17 protein-coding genes are annotated in these 20,606 nt (G+C 71.4%); 12 read left to right on the forward strand and 5 right to left on the reverse strand.

The genetic code is table 11. The features are described 5' to 3' along the window. Positions 1 to 205 precede the first annotated feature (205 nt). A complete protein-coding gene (locus MKK50_RS20375; protein ID WP_499024911.1) occupies positions 206 to 829 on the forward strand; it encodes a TetR/AcrR family transcriptional regulator in 624 nt (207 codons plus the stop codon). A gap of 19 nt (positions 830 to 848) precedes the next feature. Here the strand turns inward: MKK50_RS20375 and MKK50_RS20380 are convergent, their stop codons facing one another. Both MKK50_RS20380 and pyrF read right to left on the reverse strand, forming a co-directional pair. Then, positions 849 to 1,193: a DUF1330 domain-containing protein gene (locus tag MKK50_RS20380; RefSeq protein ID WP_499024912.1), complete on the reverse strand. Its 345-nt coding sequence runs from the start codon at positions 1,191 to 1,193 to the stop codon at positions 849 to 851. 2 nt (positions 1,194 to 1,195) lie between these two features. Further along, on the reverse strand, positions 1,196 to 1,894 hold the full coding sequence (gene pyrF / locus MKK50_RS20385) for an orotidine-5'-phosphate decarboxylase (RefSeq protein ID WP_499024914.1): 699 nt from the start codon (positions 1,892 to 1,894) through the stop codon (positions 1,196 to 1,198). 380 nt (positions 1,895 to 2,274) lie between these two features. On the opposite strand from pyrF, the gene MKK50_RS20390 reads away from it, so the two are divergent. Then, positions 2,275 to 3,765, forward strand: a complete 1,491-nt coding sequence (locus tag MKK50_RS20390) for an alginate export family protein (RefSeq protein ID WP_499024915.1) — start codon at positions 2,275 to 2,277, stop codon at positions 3,763 to 3,765. A gap of 20 nt (positions 3,766 to 3,785) precedes the next feature. Here MKK50_RS20390 and MKK50_RS20395 read toward each other — a convergent pair whose 3' ends face one another. Next, positions 3,786 to 4,427: a uracil-DNA glycosylase family protein gene (locus tag MKK50_RS20395; RefSeq protein WP_253373539.1), complete on the reverse strand. Its 642-nt coding sequence runs from the start codon at positions 4,425 to 4,427 to the stop codon at positions 3,786 to 3,788. Positions 4,428 to 4,568: 141 nt separating this feature from the next. Here MKK50_RS20395 and zwf point away from each other — a divergent pair, with 141 nt between their 5' ends. The 9 genes from zwf to mqo all read left to right on the forward strand — a co-directional run bounded on the left by zwf (position 4,569) and on the right by mqo (position 17,716). After that, a complete protein-coding gene (gene zwf, locus MKK50_RS20400) occupies positions 4,569 to 6,044 on the forward strand; it encodes a glucose-6-phosphate dehydrogenase (RefSeq protein WP_253373540.1) in 1,476 nt (491 codons plus the stop codon). Between the two features lie 284 nt (positions 6,045 to 6,328). Next, positions 6,329 to 7,702 carry an SWIM zinc finger family protein gene (locus MKK50_RS20405; RefSeq protein ID WP_499024916.1) on the forward strand — a complete coding sequence of 458 codons (1,374 nt, stop codon included), beginning with the start codon at positions 6,329 to 6,331 and terminating at the stop codon, positions 7,700 to 7,702. Next, positions 7,702 to 9,285, forward strand: coding sequence for a DUF5691 domain-containing protein (locus MKK50_RS20410; RefSeq protein ID WP_499024918.1), 1,584 nt, complete (start codon positions 7,702 to 7,704; stop codon positions 9,283 to 9,285). The genes MKK50_RS20405 and MKK50_RS20410 overlap by 1 nt, the downstream gene beginning before the upstream one ends. Then, the gene (locus MKK50_RS20415; RefSeq protein ID WP_499024919.1) at positions 9,282 to 10,382 is read left to right on the forward strand and encodes an ATP-binding protein; all 1,101 of its coding nucleotides are present in this window, start codon (positions 9,282 to 9,284) and stop codon (positions 10,380 to 10,382) included. Before MKK50_RS20410 ends, MKK50_RS20415 begins: the two co-directional genes overlap by 4 nt. A gap of 8 nt (positions 10,383 to 10,390) precedes the next feature. Continuing rightward, positions 10,391 to 12,700, forward strand: a complete 2,310-nt coding sequence (locus MKK50_RS20420) for a DUF5682 family protein (protein WP_499024921.1) — start codon at positions 10,391 to 10,393, stop codon at positions 12,698 to 12,700. Next, entirely contained in the window at positions 12,697 to 13,860 is a 1,164-nt protein-coding gene (locus MKK50_RS20425) for a VWA domain-containing protein (RefSeq protein WP_499024923.1), read from the forward strand. The genes MKK50_RS20420 and MKK50_RS20425 overlap by 4 nt, the downstream gene beginning before the upstream one ends. Before the next feature lie 202 nt (positions 13,861 to 14,062). After that, positions 14,063 to 15,154, forward strand: coding sequence for a YcxB family protein (locus MKK50_RS20430; protein WP_499024924.1), 1,092 nt, complete (start codon positions 14,063 to 14,065; stop codon positions 15,152 to 15,154). Then, a complete protein-coding gene (locus tag MKK50_RS20435) occupies positions 15,151 to 15,828 on the forward strand; it encodes a hypothetical protein (RefSeq protein WP_499024926.1) in 678 nt (225 codons plus the stop codon). The genes MKK50_RS20430 and MKK50_RS20435 overlap by 4 nt, the downstream gene beginning before the upstream one ends. A gap of 235 nt (positions 15,829 to 16,063) precedes the next feature. Further along, positions 16,064 to 17,716, forward strand: a complete 1,653-nt coding sequence (mqo, locus tag MKK50_RS20440; protein WP_499024928.1) for a malate dehydrogenase (quinone) — start codon at positions 16,064 to 16,066, stop codon at positions 17,714 to 17,716. A 24-nt stretch (positions 17,717 to 17,740) separates the two neighbouring features. Here mqo and MKK50_RS20445 read toward each other — a convergent pair whose 3' ends face one another. Together MKK50_RS20445 and MKK50_RS20450 are read right to left on the reverse strand one after the other, a co-directional pair. Continuing rightward, positions 17,741 to 18,877, reverse strand: coding sequence for an AI-2E family transporter (locus MKK50_RS20445; RefSeq protein ID WP_499024929.1), 1,137 nt, complete (start codon positions 18,875 to 18,877; stop codon positions 17,741 to 17,743). Positions 18,878 to 18,942: 65 nt separating this feature from the next. Beyond that, positions 18,943 to 19,395: a molybdenum cofactor biosynthesis protein MoaE gene (locus tag MKK50_RS20450; RefSeq protein ID WP_253373548.1), complete on the reverse strand. Its 453-nt coding sequence runs from the start codon at positions 19,393 to 19,395 to the stop codon at positions 18,943 to 18,945. 160 nt (positions 19,396 to 19,555) lie between these two features. Here MKK50_RS20450 and MKK50_RS20455 point away from each other — a divergent pair, with 160 nt between their 5' ends. Beyond that, positions 19,556 to 20,578 carry a gamma carbonic anhydrase family protein gene (locus MKK50_RS20455; protein WP_253373549.1) on the forward strand — a complete coding sequence of 341 codons (1,023 nt, stop codon included), beginning with the start codon at positions 19,556 to 19,558 and terminating at the stop codon, positions 20,576 to 20,578. Positions 20,579 to 20,606: the final 28 nt, after the last annotated feature.

Here is a 20,606-nt window from a genome sequence, read left to right on the forward strand (position 1 = left end):
TGAAAGCGTTCGGCCGGGCATCCGGACTTGCGTCAGAATCGGCGCGGGTGGGCATCCCGCGCGCGGCCTGTCCTTGTTTTCAGCGTTCTTTCACCGACTAAGAGCTTGTGTGTGGAACGGCTCGCACAGTTCCGCTTTGAGGACCGGATGACCGGACTCGCAAGCTTTCGAAGCAGCCGGAGTCGAAGATCAGGTACTGACGACGATGCCCGCCGCCACGGCCCAGATTCTTCCGTCGTCCGGCGAAGCCCCGCCGACGACGCGTGACCGGATCGTGGAGGCGGCGGCCCGCTCGTTCCAAGACATCGGCTATCAGAAAACCACGGTCGCCGACATCGCCCGCACCCTCAAGATGAGTCCGGCCAACGTCTACCGCTTCTTCGAATCGAAGAAGGCGATCAACGAGGCGGTGGTCGAGCAACTGACGGGCGAGATCGAGGCGATGATCGCAGTGATCGCCAACGCGCCGAAGCTCGATGCGCCCGAGCGGCTCACCCGGATTATCACCGCACTCCACGACGATTGCCGCCGCCGCTTCGAGGCGCATCCGCGCCTCCACGAAATGGTCGAGGCCGCGATGAGCGAGAGCTGGGGCGTCTGCCAAGCGCATGTCGATCGCATCGGCGCGGTGCTGGCGCGGGTGGTGGCCGACGGAGCGCGCGAAGGCGCCTTCACCGTCGCCGATCCGAGGAGCGCGGCAGCCTGCCTCCAGGCCGGGATCACCCGCTACTGCCACCCGATGCTGGTAGGCCGCCAGCCCAACACGATCGAACCGCCGCTGCCGGTGATGATCGCCTTCCTGCTCGGCGCCCTGCGGCCGGGCGGCTGAAGCCGCCCGACGCGCGGATTCACTCCGAAGCGGTACCCGGCGTCGGCGACGGCTCGGAGACGACGGGCTGCGGGCCGTCATACCCTTCGATCACCAGGATGTCGGCCTCGGCACCACCCTTCTGCAGGGCACGGGCGGATTGGTAGAGATCGGAGTTCCAGCAGGCGAGGGCATCGTCGTAGCTCGGGAACTCGACGATGACGTTGCGCGCCCGCGCCTGCCCCGCCACCGCCTCGAAGGTGCCGCCGCGCACGAGGAAGCGCCCGCCGAACCGGGCAAAGGCGGCGCCGTTGGCGGCCGCATAGGCCTTGTAGGCCTCCGCGTCGCTCACATCGACCCGCACGATCCAGAAGCCCTTGGCCATGTCTAAGCGTCCTCCATCTCGGCAACGATTCTCTGCGCGACCGCGCGGGGGTCGTCGGCTCCGGTGATCGGGCGTCCGACCACGACATGGTCGATGCCCGCAGCCCGCGCCTGCCCCGGCGTCATCACCCGCTTTTGGTCACCCGCCTCCGCGCCGGCCGGGCGGATGCCGGGCGTCACGATCAGCCCCGACGGGCCGATTTTTCCGCGCACCGCCGCGGCTTCCACTGCCGAGCAGACGATCCCGTCGATGCCGATCTGCGCCGCCTGCTCCGCACGGCGCGCCACGAGGTCGGCGACGGGGAGCGCGTAGCCGGCTTCCGCCGCGTCGGCGTCATCGTAGGAGGTCAGCACGGTGACGGCGAGGATTTTCAGGCCCAGGCCCCGTCCGCGCACGGCCGCGCGCATGGTCTGCGGATAGGCGTGCACGGTGAGGAAGGTCGCGCCCAGGGCGGAGGCCGAGCGCACCCCCTCCTCGACGGTGTTGCCGATGTCGTGGAGCTTGAGATCGAGGAAGGTCTTCTTGCCGCTCTTCGCCAGCCGCGCGGCGAAATCGAGCCCGCCCGCATAGGCCAGCCGGTAGCCGATCTTGTAGAAGGTCGCCGCGTCGCCGATGCGCGCGACGAGCCGCTCCGCCGCCGCCACGTCGGGCAGGTCGAGGGCGACGATCAGGCGGTCGCGAGGGTCGGCACTCTCCGGCATCGGGCTCTCGTTCGTGGATTGAAGCGCCGGCAGCGATCCTCCCAAGGAGGGTCGCCTGTCAACGCCGGAGCGCCGGAGGCGGCCCAGTCACACGTGATCCGCTCGCCTCGAACCACTCCGCCTCGCAACGGCCACGTCCGGGAAAAACCAGCGGAGACGCGAGACCGGCCAATGTCACCCATTCCAACCCGCGTGACGGATTAAAAATTCTTCTCAGCCGTAACGAACTCAAGGGAGATTATTCCCGCCGGCCAAGCTTGAGCACACGCGGAACTCCTGCTGGCCGGCTGAAAATTGGCATAACATTCTGTTTTTAGATCAATGGTTTGTACCTATAATTTACAGCGATCCAATAAAAATGCCTACGTCGAGGGGTTGCTGTGTTCGGTGTTTTCGAGGCTGGCCTGAGGCGAGCCGAAAGATCTGCTGATTTCGGAAAGCGCTACGGTCTCGCCCGGCCGGCCCGTGTCGCGGCGCTTCTCGGCGCCCTCGTTCCGGCGGCGGCCTCGGCACAGGTCGCGCCCGGCCAAGCCCTGCAGCAGAAGCCCTACTTCGCCCTCTACGAGGCGCTCGGCAAACCCGAGAACTGGAAGATCTACGGCACCTTCCGGCCGCGGGTCGAAGGGCTCGGCGGCCAGTTCCGCCCCGCCCCCGCACCGGCCACCAACGATCTTCTCTCGATGCAGACCACGCTGTTTGCCGAGTACGACACCGGCCCGGTGCGGTTCGGCGGCGAGATCTTCGACAGCCGGGCCTACTTCCAGCGCCGCGGCTCCAGCTCCATCGGCACCACGGAGGTGAACGCGCTCGAACTCGGGCAGGCCTATCTCGGCTTCGACATGGCGGATGCCGCGGGCGACGGCACGGTGAGCACGCTCACCGTCGGGCGCTTCACCCAGAACGTCGGCTCGCGCCGCCTCGTTGCCCGCAACCAGTTCCGCAACACCATCAACGCCTTCACCGGCATCGCCTACGACTGGGAGAATGCGGCCAAGGACCGGCTGCGCCTGTTCTACACCCTGCCGCATTACCGCCTGCCGGATGATCGCGCGGGCATCCTCAGCAACAGCATCGTGTGGGATCACGAGGGCTTCGACACCCAGCTCTTCGGCGGCATCTTCACCAAGGCGGGCGTGTTCGGCGGCATCATGGAGGCCTACGGCTTCGGGCTGCTCGAACGGGATTCCGGCTCGCAGCTCGAAGGCATCCAGACCCGGGACCGGCGCCTGTTCACGCCGGGCTTCCGGCTCTACCGCGTGCCCAAGGCCGGGCAGTTCGATCACGAACTCGAAGTGATCGGTCAGGTCGGCGTCGCGCGCAACACCGCCGCCGTCACCGACGTGACCGACGTACCTGTCTCGGCCTACTTCGTGCACGCCGAGGCCGGCTACACCTTCGACACCGCGTGGACGCCCCGGATCTCGCTCCACTACGACCATGCCAGCGGCGACAGCGCCAACCCGAACAGCTACACCCGCTTCGACACGCTCTACGGCGCGCGGCGCTTCGATTACGGCCCGACGAGCCTGTACGGCGCCGTGCAGCGGGCGAACCTGATCTCGCCCGGCGTCCGGTTCGAGATCGCACCGGACCCCGACTGGGACGCCTTCATCGACTACCGCACCCTCTGGCTCGAAAACCCGACCGACAGCTTCGCCGCCACCGGCGTGCGCGACCGGACGGGCCGCTCCGGCACCTTCGCCGGCCACCAGATCGAGGGGCGGGTGCGCTACTGGCTGGTGCCGCGCTCAATCGTGCTCGACAGCGGCGTCGCCTACCTCCTCAAGGGCGACGTCCTGCGCAATGCGCCCAATGCGCCGAACACCGGCGACACGATCTACGGCTACATGACGACGACGTTCTTCTTCTGAGCGGAGCGCGGGGCGGCGGCTTACCCGCCGCCTTCCCCCGCCATCGCCGCCGCCACCTCGGCGCGCAGCACCGGCAGGAGCTCCGCCTCGAACCACGGGTTGGTGCGGAGCCAGCCGTTGTTGCGCCAGGAGGGGTGGGGCAGGGGCAGCACCCGCGGTCGCGCCGAGGCCGCCAGGATCTCGCGCCAGCCCGCGACCGTCTCGGTGAGGCCGCCCGTCCGCGGTCCGAGATGCCAGGCTTGCGCATACTGGCCGATCACCAGGATCAGATCGAGCTGCGGCAGCCCGGCGAGGAGGTCGGCCCGCCAGGCCGGCGCGCATTCCCGCCGCGGCGGCCGGTCGCCGCCCTTGGCGTCGAGGCCGGGGAAGCAGGCACCCATCGGCAGGATCGCCACCCGCCTGGAATCGTAGAACGCCGCCTCGTCGAGCCCGAGCCACGCCCGCAGGCGCCGGCCCGACGGGTCGCTGAACGGAATGCCGCTGCGATGCGCCCGGTTGCCCGGCGCCTGACTCGCGATCAGCAGCCGCGCGGTGGCCGAGCCCTGGACCACGGGCCGTGGCTCGTGCGGCAGGGGCGCGCCGTGGCGGGGCGCGTCGCGGCAGATCCGGCAGGCACGCAGGCGGGCGGCGGTGGTCTCGAAGGCATCAGGGTGGGCAGACATCGCCTCGCAGATGGGATGGATCATCCGGCGGCGCGATGCGGCACCGCGCCCGGCCCGTCGCGCCCGCGCAAGCTTGGCACGAATCGCAGGGGCCCTACCTCACCTTGTGCGCGCATCTCCGGCGCGCCGAGGGAGGCCGGCTTGGCAGGATCGCGCGCGTCACGGCTGGGAGCGGGCGTCGGCCCGAAAACGCCGCAGGTCGTCGTCCTCGTCGGCGCCACCGGCGACCTCGCGCAGCGGAAACTCCTGCCCGGCCTGTTCCACCTGTTCAGCGCCGGCTTCCTGCCCGACCTGCGCATCGTCGGCGTGTCGCTGGACGACATCGGCGTCGAGGCGTTCCGAGAGCGCGCGCACAAGGCGATCGACCAGTTCTTCACCCGGCAGGCCGGGGACGGGGAATGGGCCGCCTTCGCCGGACGGCTCGATTACGTGTCGCTCTCGGCCGGTGCCGAGGCGCTCGCCGCGGCGGTCGCCCGCGCCGAGGCGAGCTTCGGCCAGGAGAGCCGGCGCCTGCACTATCTCAGCGTGCCGCCCGCCGCCGCGCTCACCGTCGTGCGCCTGCTTGCCGAGGCGGATCTGGCGGCGGGCTCGCGCATCGTCATGGAGAAGCCGTTCGGCACCGATCTGGAGAGCGCGGTGGCGCTCAACGACCGGCTGCACGAGGTGTTTTCCGAGGAGCAGATCTTCCGCATCGACCACTTCCTCGGCAAGGAGCCGGCGCAGAACATCCTGGCCTTCCGCTTCGCCAACGGCCTGTTCGAGCCGATCTGGAACCGCACCTTCATCGACCACGTGCAGATCGACGTGCCGGAGACCCTCGGCCTCGGCACCCGCGCCGCCTTCTACGAGGCGACCGGCGCCTACCGCGACATGGTGGTGACCCACCTGTTCCAGATTCTCGGCTTCATGGCGATGGAGCCGCCGACCTCGCTCGAACCGGGTCCGATCTCGGAAGAGAAGAACAAGGTGTTCCGCTCCATGCTCCCGCTCGACCCGCGGGAGGTGGTGCGCGGGCAATATGCCGGCTACCGCGACGAGCCCGGCGTCGATCCGCAATCGGATACCGAGACCTTCATCGCCCTCAAGTGCCGCATCGACAACTGGCGCTGGGCGGGGGTGCCGTTCTTCCTGCGCACCGGCAAGCGGATGGCGGAGGGCCAGCGCATCATCTCGATCGCCTTCCGCGAACCGCCCAAGAGCATGTTCCCGGTCAATTCGGGCGTCGGCGCGCAGGGGCCCGACCATCTCACCTTCGATCTCGCCGACGCCTCGAAGATGTCGCTGTCGTTCTACGGCAAGCGGCCGGGGCCGGGGATGCGGCTCGACAAGCTCTCGCTCCAGTTCAACATGAAGGACACCGGCCTGATGGGCGAGGTGCTGGAGGCCTACGAGCGGCTGATCCTCGACGCCATGCGCGGCGACCACACCCTGTTCACCACGGCGGAGGGCATCGAGCGGCTGTGGGAGGTCTCGACGCCGCTGCTCGAGGCGCCCCCACCGGTGCGGCTCTACGCGCCGGGCTCCTGGGGCCCGAAATCGATCCACCAGCTCGTGGCACCGCAGGCCTGGCGCCTGCCCTTCGAGCGGGAATGGCGCAACACCGACGAGCAGGGTTGAGCGCCCGAAGGAAAACGCGCGAATCCTTGAAGGCTAAGCGAGGCACTCGCGATCGCGGCTGAAAGCGAAGCCGCGCCGGCCGCGGCTTCGATGAAGCTATCGGCGACCTGTCCGCGGATATGCTGGAATAATTCTCAACTCAGTCTCAGATAATTCGTCGGCGAGACGGTTGCCGGCTTAGCCGAACAGGAGAAAATTCCGCGCCAAACTTGCCCGTCGATCCGATTTGTCTAGACTGAGCCTTATCAGCCGATTCGATTGACGGATATCACACCGCCCGCCGCATGAGCCTGACGACTGCCCAGATCCTCGATCTCGCCCCCGACGCGTCGAGCCGCAAGGCCGGGCAGGATCAGGGAAAACCGCAGAAATGGGCCGGTCTCGGCCGGGCGGGCACGGTGATCTGGGGCGAGATCAAGGGCAGCGGGGCCGCTCCCTACCGCACGGTGGCGGATCTCGCCGGCCCCGCCTCGAAATGCACCTGCCCGAGCCGGAAGTTCCCCTGCAAGCATGCCCTCGGCCTGATGCTGGTCGATGCGAGCGCTCCGATCACGGAGGGCGAGCCGCCGGATTGGGCCGCCGCCTGGATGAAGGGGCGCGACAGCCGCGCCGCCGCGGCCGAGACCCGGGCGAAGGAACCTGCCAAGCCGGTCGACGAGCGGGCGCAGGCCAAGCGCCGGCAGGCCCGCGAGGACCGGGTCGCGGCCTCGCTCGACGAACTCGACCTCTGGCTGCGCGACCTGATGCGGCGCGGGCTCGGCGCCGCGCGGGGCGAATCCTACGCCTTCTGGGACCGCATGGCCGGCCGCCTCGTGGACGGGCAGGCCCCCGGCCTCGCCCGCCGGGTGCGGGCCCTGCCGGGGCTGATCGCGGCGGCACCACAAGCGGGCGCCCCCCGGCCGGAAGCCGCGCTCGGCCTCGGCCTCGGCCGGCTCGCCCTGCTGCTTCGGGCCGCGCGCCGCCTCGACGCGCTCGCGCCCGAGCAGGCGGCGGGCGTGCGCGCCGCGCTCGGCTACCCCGTCACCGCCGAGGAGATGGCGGCCCGGCCGGACCAGACCGACACCTGGGCGGTGCTGGCCCACGCGGTCGAGGAAGAGGATCGCCTCACCGCCCGCTCGGTCTGGCTCGTCGGCCGTACCAGCGGCGCCCTGGCTCAGGTGATCGATTACGGCACGGCCGGTTCGCCCCTGCCGCCGGCCCCCGCCGCCGGCCAGGATTTTTGCGGGAGCCTCGCCTTCCAGCCCGGTGACCCGCCCCTGCGCGCCGTCTTCCGCGAGGGCCGCTCCGGCCCGGCGGCGCAAGCGGTGCTGCCCGGCGCGGCCAGCGTCGCGGCGGCGCGGGACACCTTTGCCGAGGTGCTGGCCCGCGCGCCCTGGTGTGAGCGCTGGCCGGTGCGGCTCGCGAATGTGCGGCTCGGCCGCCTCGCCGCCGCGACCGGGGGCAAGGTTGCCTTCGCGGCAGGCGACGAGACCGGCAGCCTCGCGCTCGGGGCCGATCCGCGCCTGCCGAGCCTGCTCGCGGTGGCGGCGGGCCGACCGGTCGATCTGTTCGGCCTCTACGACGGCACCGGCCTCCATCCGCTCGCCCTCGTCGCGCAAGGCCGCCTCTACGCGATGCCGGCGCAGGGTGCGCAGCCGGTCCTGCTGCAGGTCGCCTGATGGAGACGGCCGAGCACACACCCGATGGCTGGGAGCCGACGCTTGCCGCCGCACTCCTCGGGGCCGAGCGCGCCCCGCCGGTCGCTCCCGGTCCGCTCGCCACACTCGTCGCGGAGAGCGATCCCGGTGCCGCCCTGCTGGCGCGGCTCGCGGCGGAGGGCGTCCACCATCTCGCCGGAACGGAAATCGGGCCGGAGGCGCTGGCGCCGATCGAGCCGCGCGACGCCTTCGGGCCCGAATGCCCACCCGCGGCCGCGACGCGGCTCTACGGCCTCCTCACCGAGGGCACCCGCGCGCGCACCCGCGTCGAGGAATGGTTCGCGCTTGCCGCCGCGATGGGCGCGCGCCCGCCCGCTTGGCTGTTCCAGGTGTTGATGCAGCAGCGCGACAGCCTGCCGGCGAGTGCCTCTGCCCTCATCGGTGCCGAACTCGACTGGCTCGCCCGCGCCTGCGGCGAGACCCCGGCCCAAGATGCGGACGCGGCGCCCGCTTCGGACTGGACCGAGGGCACGGTGGCCGAGCGCCGCGCCGCCTTCACCGCCTACCGCGCCCGCGATCCGCAAGGGGCGCGCGCCGCCCTGGAACCGGTCTTCCGCAAGGAGAAGGCCGAGGCGCGCGAGGCCCTGGTCCACGCCCTGGCGACCGGCCTGTCGGCGGCCGACGAGCCCTTCCTCGAGGCCTGCCTCGACGACCGGGCCAACGGCGTGCGGCTGGCCGCACAGCACCTGCTGCCGGGGCTTCCCGACTCGCGCTACGCCGAGCGCATGGCGGCACGCGCCCGCGCCGCGTTGAACGTCGAGAGCAAGCGCAAGCTGCTGGGCGGCACCACGCACAGCCTCGTCGTCACGCTGCCGGAGGAGAGCCCGGACCTCGCCCGCGACGGCGTCGAGGCGAACGCCTGGGAGCGACGCGGCGGCGGTACCCGCGCCGGCCTGCTGCGGGCGATCCTGGCGCGCGCGCCGCTCCACGCCTTCGCCGAGCAACCGCCGCGGCTCTGGATCGAGCTCGCTTTGCGCAGCGAGTGGGCCGACCCGGTCTTCCACGGGCTGTTCTCGGCGGCCAAGCGCACCCTCGACCCGGCCTGGGCGGAGGCGATGGCCGACATCACGGCGGACGCCTACGAGGGCAAGGTTACCGGCGTCCGCCGCACCAACGAGGTGCTCGGGATGTGGGCGGAGGCGCTCGACCTCCTGTCCGACGCCGCGTGGGAGGCCCGCGTCGCGGCTTTGATCCGCGCCCGCAAGATCGAGGTGATGCTGGCCGTGCTGGGCTCGGGGCCAGAGCATTTCTCGGAAGCCTTCAGCGCCGCCCTGCTCGACTGGCTCGCCCTCGTCACCCGCGGGTCGGACGCCCTGCGGCGCGATCTGGCCAAGCCGTGGGTGATCGCCCGCCTCGGCGACCGGCTCTGGCCGAGCGACGACGCTGCGGCCTCCGCTGCCGCCAGCCTGGCGCGCCTGCCGGAGGGGGAGGGCGACCGCCTGCACACGCAGCTCACCGGATTGACGAGCGTGCTGGAATTACGCGTCGCGATCCGGCGCGACTTCCGACCGGAGACCACCACAGGGGGAACGGCTCAAGGATGACATCGACCCACGCCGTCAAGACCGCGCAGCTTCGCCAGTCCGCCGAGGATGCCTTCGCCGAGGAGATCGCGGCGCTGCGCGACTCCGACGACCGGCCGCGCCCGCCGAACTGGCAGATGTCGCCGCAGGCCGTCGTCACCTACCTGCTCGGCGGCCGGCTCGCCTCCGGCTTCGAGGTCACGCCGAAGTATATCGGCGACCGGCGCCTGATGGAGGTCGCGGTGGCGACGCTCGCCACCGACCGGGCTCTGTTGCTGCTCGGCGTGCCGGGCACCGCCAAGAGCTGGGTCAGCGAGCATCTGGCGGCGGCGATCTGCGGCACCTCGCGCCTCATCGTGCAGGGCACCGCCGGCACCAGCGAGGAGGCGATCCGCTACGGCTGGAACTACGCGCTGCTGCTCGCCAAGGGCCCGAGCCGCGAGGCGGTGGTGGCCTCGCCGATCATGCGGGCGATGAACGAGGGCCGCATCGCCCGCGTCGAGGAGTTGACCCGCATCCCCTCCGAGACGCAGGACAGCTTCATCACCGTCCTCTCGGAAAAGACCCTGCCGATCCCCGAGCTGAACGAGGAAGTGGCGGCGCAGAAAGGCTTCAACCTCATCGCCACGGCCAACAACCGGGATCGCGGCGTCAACGAATTGTCGAGTGCGCTCAAGCGCCGCTTCAACACCGTGGTGCTGCCGCCGCCGGCCACCATCGAGGCCGAGATCGCCATCGTCGAGACCCGCGTCGCCGCGCTCGGCCGCGCCTTCGAGATTCCGGCCGAGCCGCCGGGCGCCGAGCAGATCCGCCGCGTCGTCACGATCTTCCGCGAGCTGCGCGAGGGGGTGACAGCGGATGGCAAGAGCAAGGTGAAGCAGCCCTCCGGCACGCTCTCGACGGCCGAAGCCATCAGCGTCGTCGGCAGCGGGCTGGCGCTCGCCGCGCATTTCGGCGACGGCCGCCTCTCGGCGCACGACCTCGTCTCGGGGATCAGTGGGGCCGTGGTGAAGGACCCGGTGCAGGACGCCATCGTCTGGCGCGAGTACCTCGAGACGGTGGTCAAGGAGCGCGCTGACTGGAAGGATTTCTACAAGGCCGCCCGCGCGAGCGCGTAACCCCAGCGATGCCCGACATCCGCCTTTTCGGAATCCGCCACCACGGCCCCGGCTCAGCCCGCTCGCTCAGAACTGCGCTCGACGGCTTTGCGCCCGACTGCCTGCTGATCGAGGGCCCGCCGGACGCCGATGCACTGATCCCGCTCAGCCTCCACGAGGCGATGGCGCCGCCCGTCGCGCTCCTCGTCTACCGGCCGGACCGGCCGCGCGATTGCGCCTTCTTCCCCTTCGCGGCCTTCTCGCCGGAATGGGTGGCGATGCGCTTTGGAGTAGCGGCGGGCGCCACGGTGCGCTTCATCGACCTGCCGCACGCGATCCAGCTCGCCGACGGCTTCGGCGCGCCCGAGGCCGCGCCGATCGACGGGGAGCCGGTGGCAGAGGCGGCCGAAACCCCATCCGCGCCCGACCCGGCAAAAGCCGCGATCCGGCGCGATCCCCTCGGCGAACTCGCTGCCCTCGCCGGTTACCCGGACGGCGAGCGCTGGTGGGACGCGCTGGTCGAGAGCCGCGCGGGCGCCGATGGCGACGTGTTCACCGCAATCGGCGAGGCGATGGCGGCCCTGCGCGAGGGCGCCGAGCCCGACCCCGACGACGCGTTTCGCGAGGAGACGCGCGAGGCGCATATGCGCGCGGCGATTCGTAAGGCGGCCAAGGAGGGGTTCGCGCGCATCGCCGTGGTCTGCGGCGCGTGGCACGTGCCGGCGCTCGCCCGCCACGACGCCAAGGGCCAGGCCACCGCCGACACGACAACCCTGAAAAACCTGCCCAAGACCAAGGTCGCCGCCGCCTGGGCGCCCTGGTCCTACGAGCGGCTGGCCTTCGCCTCCGGCTACCGCGCCGGGGTGCTCTCGCCGGAATGGTACGACACCCTGTGGCACCACGAGGGCCGCGTCGCCGCCCGCTGGCTCGCGCGGGCCGCCGCGCTGCTGCGCGAGAACGATCTCGACGCCTCGCCGGCCTCGGTGATCGAGGCGGCCCGGCTCGCCGAGGCGCTGGCGGGCTTCCGCGGCCGGTCGCGGCCCTCCCTCGACGACCTCGACGAGGCGGCGCAGGCCACGCTCTGCTTTGCCGACCCGGCGCCGATGGGGCTGATCCGGCGCAAGCTCGTCATCGGCGAACGCCTCGGCGCCACCCCGCCGGACAGCCCCGGCACGCCGGTCGAGACGGATTTCGCGGCCCAGTGCAAGCGCCTGCGCCTCAAGCCCGGCGCTTCGGCCGGCGAGATCACCCTCGACCTGCGCAAGGAGACCGATCTCGCGCGCAGCCATTTCCTCAACCGGCTGAAGTTGATCGGCATCCCATGGGGTGAGCGGCGCGAGGCGCGCGGGCGCGGCACGTTCAAGGAGGGCTGGTTCCTCGCCTGGGAGCCGGAATGGGTGGTGGAGCTGGTGGCGGCCTCCGCCGAGGGCGGCACGATCGCCGAAGCGGCCGCCGGCCGGGTACGGGTCCGCGCCCGCGAGGCGACCCGCGTCGCCGACCTCTCCGGCCTGATCGGCACCCTGCTCGACGCCGACCTCGCCGATGCCACGGCGGAGGTGATCCGTGCGCTCAACGACCGCGCCGCGGTCTCGGCCGACGTGTTCGACCTGATGGACGCGCTGCCCGCGCTCGCCGAACTCGCCCGCTACGGCTCAGTGCGCTCCTCCGACACCGAACCGGTGCTGACCGTGGTGCGGGGCCTCGTGCCGCGGGCCGCCGCCGGGCTGGTCGCCGCCTGCCAGAGCCTCGACGACGACGCGGCGGCGGCGGCCAAGGCGCGCATCGTCGCCGTCTCGGGCGCGGTCGCGCTGATTGAGGAGCCGGAGCTGAAGGCGGTGTGGGGGGAGGCGCTGCGGGCGCTGGCCGATCAGGAGCACGTCCACGGCCGCGTCGTCGGCCGCGCCGTGCGCCTGCTGTTCGATGACCGCGCCATCACCGCCCCTGAGGCCGGCGAGCGCCTGCGGCTTGCCCTGTCGCGGGCCTCGGGCGCCGTCCCAGCCGCCGCCTGGATCGAGGGGTTTCTGGAGGACAGCGGCACGGTGCTGATCCACGGGCGCGAACTGCTCGCGGTGGTCGATAACTGGCTCTGCGGCCTCGACGCGGACCTGTTCACCGAATTGCTGCCGCTGGTGCGCCGCACCTTCGCGACGCTGGCGCCGGCCGAGCGCCGGGCGGTGGGCGAGGCGCTGGCCCGGCCGGGCGGCACGGCCCCCGGTGAAGCGGAGGGCGCTCAGGGCTTCGACGCGGCGCGTGCGGCGAAGGTGCTGCCGATCCTGCGCCTGCTGCTCGGCCCCGAACCCGCCCGAACCGCCGACGAAACCACGGGAGACGCCGCATGAGCGCGAGCGAAGCGGAACGCCTGCGCCGCTGGCGCCTCGTGCTCGGCGGCGGGGCGGCGGAGGGTACCGGCTGCACCTTGAGCGAGCGCGACGGGCGCCTCGACCGGGCGATGGGCGCCCTCTACGATTCCGACCGCAAGGGGGGGCTGGGCGCCTCCGCCCCTTCCGTGCCGCGCTGGCTCGGCGACATCCGCGACTACTTCCCGGCCTCCGTGGTGCAGGTGATGCAGCGCGACGCCTTCGAGCGGCTCGACCTCAAGCGGATGCTGACCGAGCCGGAGATGCTGGAGGCGGTCCAGCCCGACGTCTCCCTCGTCTCGACCCTGATCTCGATGCGCGGCCTGCTCGGCGGGCGCACCAAGGAGACGGCCCGCCTCGTGGTGCGCAAGGTCGTGGACGCACTGATGAAGCGGCTGGAGGAGCCCCTGCGCCAAGCCGTGAGCGGGGCGATCGACCGCGCCAGCCTCAACCGCCGCCCGCGCCACGCCGAGATCGACTGGAACCGCACCATCCGGGCGAACCTGCGCCACTATCAGGCGGAGTACCGCACCATCATCCCGGAAACCCGCCTCGGCCACGGGCGGAAAAGCCGCGGATCGCTCAAAGACGTGATCCTGTGCATCGACCAGTCGGGCTCGATGGCCAATTCCGTGGTCTATTCCAGCATCTTCGGGGCGGTGATGGCCTCGCTGCCCGCGGTCTCGACCCGGCTCGTGGTGTTCGACACCGAGGTGGTCGATCTCTCCGACGCCATGGACGATCCGGTCGAGGTGCTGTTCTCGGTCCAGCTCGGCGGCGGCACCGACATCAACCGGGCGGTCGGCTACTGCGCCTCGCGCATCACCCGGCCCGAGGACACGGTGCTGGTGCTGATCTCCGACCTCTACGAGGGCGGGGTCGAGGCCGGTTTGCTCGCCCAGGCGCAGCGCCTCGTCGGGGCGGGCGTGCAGGTGGTGGCGCTCCTGGCCCTCTCCGACGAGGGCGCGCCGGCCTACGACCGGGGGCTGGCCGCGCGGCTCGCCGCACTCGGCGTGCCCGCCTTCGCCTGCACGCCGGACCTCTTCCCCGACATGATGGCGGCGGCGATCCGCAAGCAGGATCTCAACACCTGGGCCGCGGGCGCCGGCATCGCCGCGGTCCCGGCCGCCCAAGACGGCTGAGCCGCCGCCGTCCCCGAAACCCTGATCCGGGAGCCTCCTCCTGCCCGTCGTCCCCTCCCTCTCCGGCCGCCCGCCCGTTCCGGAGGCGCCGCTCACCTTCGAGGCTCCCCTCACCTTCGAGCATCGGGTCACCGGGAGCCTCTACGCCCAGAGGGCGCCGCTCGCGGCGCAGCGGCGGCGCATCCTTACGCTCGGCCTGCCGGTGCTGTGGTTCCTGACCCTGCTCGGCGCGGTCTCGGCCTGGGCGACGTCGGGCGGGCGGCGCAGCCTTTCGGCGCTCTGGCGCGACCTGCCGAGCTTCGATCCGCTGCCGCTCGCCGCCACACTCGTCCTGATCGCGCTCGCCCTGATCGCCCATTACACGCTCCACCCCTGGTTCGCCCGCCGCAGGGTGCGGGCCCTGATGGGGCCGCCGGGCGGAGACGGCCGCGATCCGAGTCCCGTGCCGGTGCGCTACCGGCTCGACGGCGCCGGGCTGACCCAGACCGCGCCGGATCTCGTGAGCTTCGTGCCCTGGCCGCGCATCCGCGACCTCGCGGAGGACCGGCACCATCTCTTCCTGCTGACGGAGATCGGCGACGTTCCGGTCGTGCTGCCCAAGGCGTCGCTGAGCACGGAGACCATCGCCGGCATCCGGCGCTGGATGCAGGCCTGCGCCGGCCGGACCGCCCCGACGGCGCCGCCGGCCGAACCGGCCACCGGGCCCGAGGCCGTGCGCGCCACGATGCGCCTGACGCCGGAGGAGCGGGTGCCGATCATCCTGCGCGCGCTGGAGAACCCTTTAGCCCGCCGCGCCCGGCTCACCGGCGCCGCCGCGTGGCTCGTGGGCCTGACCCTGCTCTACCCCGTCCTGCTGACGATGCTCTGGGCGGTCGATCCCTACCGGGTGCCGTTCTTCGACGCGCTGCCGCTCTTCGCCGAAATGGTCGCGAACGCGTTCTGGAAGCCCGCCGCCGCCGTCGCGGGGGTGATTGCCCTGTTCTTCGCGGCCCATACTTTCGCGCGCCGCTGGCTCGCGCGGGATCTCGCCGCACAGCTCGACGCCGAGGAGTCCCCCGCCGAGGCCGAGATCGTGATCGACGAGGCCGGCATCACCACCGCGAAGGACGGCGCCCACGCCCATCTCGGCTGGCCGCTGTTTCGCCGACGCGAGCGGGTCGGCGACCTGATGATCCTGCCGATGCGCTGGGACGAGATGCTGCCCGTGCCGCTGCGGATCTTCGAGCCTGAGGCGCGCGCCCGCTTCGAGGCGCTGGCCGAACGCCACGTTCCGAAGGAGATCCGTGCCCGATGACCGACGCGCCCGCCCGTCCCCGACTGCACACGGCCCTTCTCGCCGCCTGCCTGTTGCCGTGCCTGCTCGCGATCGCCCCGGCCCTGGCCGAGGAGGCGCCGGACTCCACCGAGGAGCCTGCACCCGATGCGAGCACGGACGGGGCAGATTCCCTGCCGGGCCCGACGACGCTGCGCCTCGATCAAGGTTTCACGCTCGACCTGCCGCCGGGCTGGGTGCTGGAGGAGGCCGACGAAGATCCCGGCGACGCCTCCGGCCGGCGCGTGGTGCGGATCGTGTGCGAGACACCCGCCTGCGCCCGCACCAAGGAGGCCTGCACCCTGCGCCTGCGAACCGCGCCGGTCGAGGGTGCGGACGACGCGGCCCGTCTTGCCGGGCTCTACACGTCGCCGCTCTCCCGCTACGTCCGCCTGCGCGCGGTCCTGAAGAGCACGAGCCTGGGCGCCTCGATCCGCCGACCGCTCGGGCCCGAGCGATTCGGGCCGCGCGATTGGATCGCGGTCGAGACCGAGGCGGCGCCGCGGTTCAAGTCGGGGCTGTTCGCCGAGACCGTGATCGACGGCCGTTATCTCGGGGCGATCTGCAAGACCTGCGAGACCGGCGCGGTGCGCTATGAGGCCGCCCGCGCGATCCTGGGAAGCGTCCGCCGGGTGGAGCGCTCGGCGGCGCGCTGAAGGCTTGTCCATGGGCCGGTCACGCAGACGGATCGGCGACCTGGGGTTGGCCTGACAATCGGCTGCGCGTGTTCAAGGTTTCAGGGCATGGCAGCCATGTAATCGGCGGGTTGTCGCTCGCCCGAACGTGTTGTAGCGGACCGATCGGGCCAATAAATTTTTGAGCGGCACGAAAAATAAAATGAATTCTGACGATAAACTGCACATTCGTTCCGCCAATCTGCAACATAGTCTGATGCCGATGAACCGGCGTCACGTTCTCGGCGGCGCGCTGGCGGGTCTCGCGGCCAACGCTCTGCCGGCTTCGCCCCTGCTCGCCGCGGGCGAGCCCCGCAAGGTCGATGTCCTGCTGATCGGCGGCGGCATCATGAGCGCGACGCTCGGTGTCTGGCTGCGCGAGCTCGAACCCCACTGGTCGCTGGAGATGGTCGAGCGGCTCGACGGCGTGGCGCTGGAAAGCTCCAACGGCTGGAACAATGCCGGCACCGGCCACTCGGCCCTGGCCGAGCTGAACTACACGCCGGAGGATTCCAAGGGGAACGTCCAGATCAACAAGGCCGTCGAGATCAACGAGGCCTTCCAGGTCACGCGCCAGTTCATGGCTTGGCAGGTCCAAAAGGGCGTGCTGAAGAACCCCCGCTCCTTCATCAACTCCACGCCCCACATGAGCTTCGTCTGGGGCGACGACAACATCACCTTCCTGCGCAAGCGCTACGAGGCGCTGAAGGCGAGCCCGCTGTTTGCCGGGATGGAGTTCTCGACCGACCCCGAGCAGCTCAAGAAGTGGGTCCCCGTGATGATGGAGGGGCGCGACCCGAAGCAGAAGGTCGCCGCCACGTGGTCGCCGCTCGGCACCGATTGCGAGTGGGGCGAGGTCACCCGCCAGTACATCGCCTCGCTGAAGAGCGGGCCGAAGTTCGACCTGCGCCTCTCGACCGAGGTCGAGAGCTTCGAGCGTAACGGGGACGGCACCTGGCGCGTCACGTCGAAGAACCTGAAGGACGGCAGCCGCCACACGGTCGATGCCCGGTTCGTGTTCATCGGCGCCGGCGGCGGCGCCCTGCACCTGTTGCAGGCCTCCGGCATCCCGGAAGCCGACGATTACGGCGGCTTCCCCGTCGGCGGCTCGTTCCTCGTCACCGAGAATCAGGACGTGGCCCTGCGCCACCTCGCCAAGGCCTACGGCAAGGCCTCGGTCGGCTCGCCGCCGATGTCCGTGCCGCACCTCGACACGCGGATGCTCGACGGCAAGCGCGTGATCCTGTTCGGACCGTTCGCGACCTTCTCGACCAAGTTCCTGAAGGAGGGCTCCTACTTCGACCTCTTGACCTCGACCACCACCAGCAACGTCTGGCCGATGGTCCGCGTCGGCGTCGAGCAGTACCCGCTGATCGAGTACCTCGCCGGCCAGGTGATGCTCTCCGACGAGGACCGCTACCAAGCCCTGCGCGAGTACTTCCCCGACGCGAAGAAGGACGAGTGGCGCCTCGTCCAGGCCGGGCAGCGCGTGCAGATCATCAAGCGCGACCCGGAGAAGGGCGGCGTCTTGAAGCTCGGCACCGAGGTGGTCGCAGCCAAGGACGGCAGCATCGCCGCCCTGCTCGGCGCCTCGCCGGGCGCCTCCACCGCCGCGCCGATCATGCTGACGGTGCTGGAGAAGGTCTTCGCGAAGAAGGTCGCCAGCCCCGAATGGCAGGCGAAGATCCGCCAGATTGTGCCGAGCTACGGGACCAAGCTGAACGACGATCCGCAGCGGGTCTACCAGGAACTCGCCTATACCAGCGAGCACCTGCAGCTCACCCCGCCGCCGCAGATCGGGGCTCCGGCCGAGCCGGTGCCCGCGGCCGAGATGGGGACCGTCAAGCCGGTCCCCGACATGGCGCCGTAAGACGATCGGGGCCGGAGCGGAGGATCAGGCCTCCGCTCCGGCCCCGTCCTCGATGTAGAGCTCCTCCAGCAGCACCTTGATCACGGCGACCAGCGGCAGCGCGAGCGCCACGCCCCAGAGGCCGAACAGCACGCCGAGCAGGAGCTGTCCGGCGAAGATCGTCGCCGCCGGCAGGTCGAGGGCGCGGCGCTGGATGAACGGGGTGAGCCCGTAGCTCTCCGCCGCCTGCACCGCGAGGTAGACGCCGAGCGCCCCGAGCAGGCCGTTCAGCCCCGAGGCGAGGCTGCTCAGCACGATCACCAGACCCGCGATCAGGGGCCCGACGGTCGGCACGAAGGCGAGCAGGCCGGCCTGGAGTCCCAGAATCAGCGCGCCGCCGATCCCGAGGAAGCTCAGGCCCGCCCAGGTCAGCACGAAGATCGCTGCCATGGTCACGAGCTGCCCGAACAGCCAGTGCCGCAGGGTCTCGCCCGACCCGTCGAGGACGCGCGCGCCGGTCTCGCGATGGCGCGGGGGCACGAGCCGCAGGGCGCCGTTGCGGTAGCTCCCCGGATCGGCAGCGATGGCGACGCCGAGGAAGACGATGACGAGGACGTTGCCGAGGGCGTTGAACAGCGCCAGGACCACGCTCGCCGCTGGCCCGAGCACGCTGCCGGCATCCGACAGCAGCGAGCCGGGGCTCTTGAGGGCGCCCGAGGCGAGACCGGCGAGGCCACCCTCCTTCCCGTTTTTGTCCTTGCCCTCTCCGCCCTGACCGGCGCCGGCCGGCGCCCCCTGCGACAGGTCGATCTCGACGCCGCGCTCCTTCAGCCAGTCGCGCACGGTCTCCGATTGCTGGCGCACCGTGGCCCCAAGGTCGCGCGCCTGGCTCGCCACGGTGGCGCCGCCGAAGGCCGAGAGGCCGACGGCGAGGGCGGCGAGGACGAGGCAGACGAGCGTGAGGCGCCAGCCGCGCCCGATCGGCAGCACGTAGCCGAGGCCCCGCGTCAGCCCGTCGAGGAAGACGGCGAACAGGATGCCGGAAAAGATCAGCAGCAGCGTCGCCGCCGCGGTCCAGGCGAGCCAGAGGGCGGCGGCAAAGGCCACGACCGCGATGCCCGCGGCCGCGAGGCGTCGCGCGCCCGGCGGGTTGGCCGGCGGGCTGAAAGGGGGAGCCGTCATGGTTCGGGGGATCCGTTCGCAGTTCATGCGGGGCCGCAGGGGACCCCGGTACAATCAAATGTGTATCACGCCCAGGCTTGGGCGGCGGCGGCGTCGGCCTCCGTCGCCGCGACCCAGCCGCCGATGGTGCCGTCGGCGAGGTGTTCGCGCTTCCAGAACGGGGCGCGGGTCTTGAGGTAGTCCATCAGGAAGTCGGCCGCGGCGAAGGCGGCCTTGCGGTGGGGCGAGGCGCTGACGACGAGGACGATGCCCTCGCCCGGGCGCACCAGCCCGTGGCGGTGGATCACCCGCAGCGCCTGAACCGGCCAGCGGGCCTGCGCCTCCTCCACCACGCGGGCGATCTCGGCCTCGGCCATGCCGGGGTAGTGCTCCAGCTCCAGCGCGGCGAGCCGGCCCGCCTCATCGCGGCACAGGCCGGAGAAGGTCACCACCGCCCCCGCCCGCCCGGCGAGGTCCGCCTCGATCCGGGCGATCTCGGCGGCGGTGTCGAAGGGCTCGGACTGGATGCTGACCGTCATGACCCACTGGTAACCCACATTTGGGGAACGCGTACGCGGCGCCGACAGGTTAGGCCCGGCGTTTTCGCAAAGCCCCGTTACCCCGTTTGCCCGTGAGCCTATATGGCTCAAGAATAGGACCGCGCCACCGGCGCCGTTTCGACGAACAGCGAGCCGCGACGTGACGCCCGACCTGATCCTGCCCCATGACGGCATCCTGCCCGTCTTCGCCAGCCGCCCCGTCTGGTGCGGGCGCGCCAGCACCGTGATCGGCGCCGCCACCCTCGGGGCCCAGGCTTGGCTCGGCGACGACAGCGTGATCCGCAGCGACGGCCAGCCGATCACCGCGGGCGAGCGCTTCTGGCTCGGCGCCCGCTCCACCGTCCACATCGCCACCGAATCGCTGCCGACGCAGATCGGTGACCGGGTCACGGTCGGCCGCAACGCGGTGGTGCATGCCTGCACCGTCGGCTCGGATGTGGTGATTGAGGACGACGCGATCATCCTCGACGGCGCGACCGTCGGCGACAACGTGCTGATCGAGGCGGGCGCCACGATCTTCCCCCGCTCGAAGCTCGAGAGCGGCTTCGCCTATGGCGGCAACCCGGCCAAGCGCCTGCGCCCGGTGACGCCGGAGGAACTGGCCGAGCGGGCTGAACGCCTGCGCGAGGCTTCGGGCGAGGCGTCGAGCCCGCCCGTGCCGGCCGAGCCGCTGGAGACCGAAGCCAGCGTGTTCGTGGCCCGCACCGCCCGTCTCTCCGGCCGCATCGCGCTCGGCGCCGGATCGACGGTGCTGTTCTCCTGCGAACTCGCCGCGGAAGTGGGCCCGATCGTGGTCGGCGCCGACACCAACATCCAGGACAACACGGTGATCCGCAGCCGCGGCGAGGGCGTGGTGATCGGGCGCGACACCACGATCGGCCACAACGTGCGCATGGCCGATTGCCGGATCGGCGCCCGCAGCCTCATCGGCATCGGCTCGGTGCTGGCGCCGGGCACGGTGGTGGCCGACGACGTGATGCTGGCCGGCGGCTCGACCACCGATCCGGGCCAGTTGCTGGAGGGCGGCCATCTCTGGGGCGGGCGCCCGGCCCGCATCCTCGGCGCCCTCGACCCGGCGAAGCGCGCGATGATGAGCCACATCGTCGAGGGCTATTGCCGGCACGGGCGCGAGTACCGGCTGCTGCAGGAGCAGGAGGGGTGAGGCTGCCCGCAGCCCTCATCCGCTCCGC

This window comes from Methylobacterium sp. J-043 (assembly GCF_022829505.1).
Classification (GTDB): Bacteria; Pseudomonadota; Alphaproteobacteria; order Rhizobiales; family Beijerinckiaceae; genus Methylobacterium; species Methylobacterium extorquens_A.

Coding starts and splice junctions, on each gene's coding strand:
- MKK50_RS20375 (WP_499024911.1), top strand. CDS start 206: ATGCCCGCCGCCACGGCCCAGATTCTTCCGTCGTCCGGCGAAGCCCCG.
- MKK50_RS20380 (WP_499024912.1), bottom strand. CDS start 1,193: ATGGCCAAGGGCTTCTGGATCGTGCGGGTCGATGTGAGCGACGCGGAG.
- pyrF (WP_499024914.1), bottom strand. CDS start 1,894: ATGCCGGAGAGTGCCGACCCTCGCGACCGCCTGATCGTCGCCCTCGAC.
- MKK50_RS20395 (WP_253373539.1), bottom strand. CDS start 4,427: ATGTCTGCCCACCCTGATGCCTTCGAGACCACCGCCGCCCGCCTGCGT.
- MKK50_RS20405 (WP_499024916.1), top strand. CDS start 6,329: ATGAGCCTGACGACTGCCCAGATCCTCGATCTCGCCCCCGACGCGTCG.
- MKK50_RS20410 (WP_499024918.1), top strand. CDS start 7,702: ATGGAGACGGCCGAGCACACACCCGATGGCTGGGAGCCGACGCTTGCC.
- MKK50_RS20415 (WP_499024919.1), top strand. CDS start 9,282: ATGACATCGACCCACGCCGTCAAGACCGCGCAGCTTCGCCAGTCCGCC.
- MKK50_RS20420 (WP_499024921.1), top strand. CDS start 10,391: ATGCCCGACATCCGCCTTTTCGGAATCCGCCACCACGGCCCCGGCTCA.
- MKK50_RS20425 (WP_499024923.1), top strand. CDS start 12,697: ATGAGCGCGAGCGAAGCGGAACGCCTGCGCCGCTGGCGCCTCGTGCTC.
- MKK50_RS20435 (WP_499024926.1), top strand. CDS start 15,151: ATGACCGACGCGCCCGCCCGTCCCCGACTGCACACGGCCCTTCTCGCC.
- mqo (WP_499024928.1), top strand. CDS start 16,064: ATGCCGATGAACCGGCGTCACGTTCTCGGCGGCGCGCTGGCGGGTCTC.
- MKK50_RS20445 (WP_499024929.1), bottom strand. CDS start 18,877: ATGACGGCTCCCCCTTTCAGCCCGCCGGCCAACCCGCCGGGCGCGCGA.
- MKK50_RS20450 (WP_253373548.1), bottom strand. CDS start 19,395: ATGACGGTCAGCATCCAGTCCGAGCCCTTCGACACCGCCGCCGAGATC.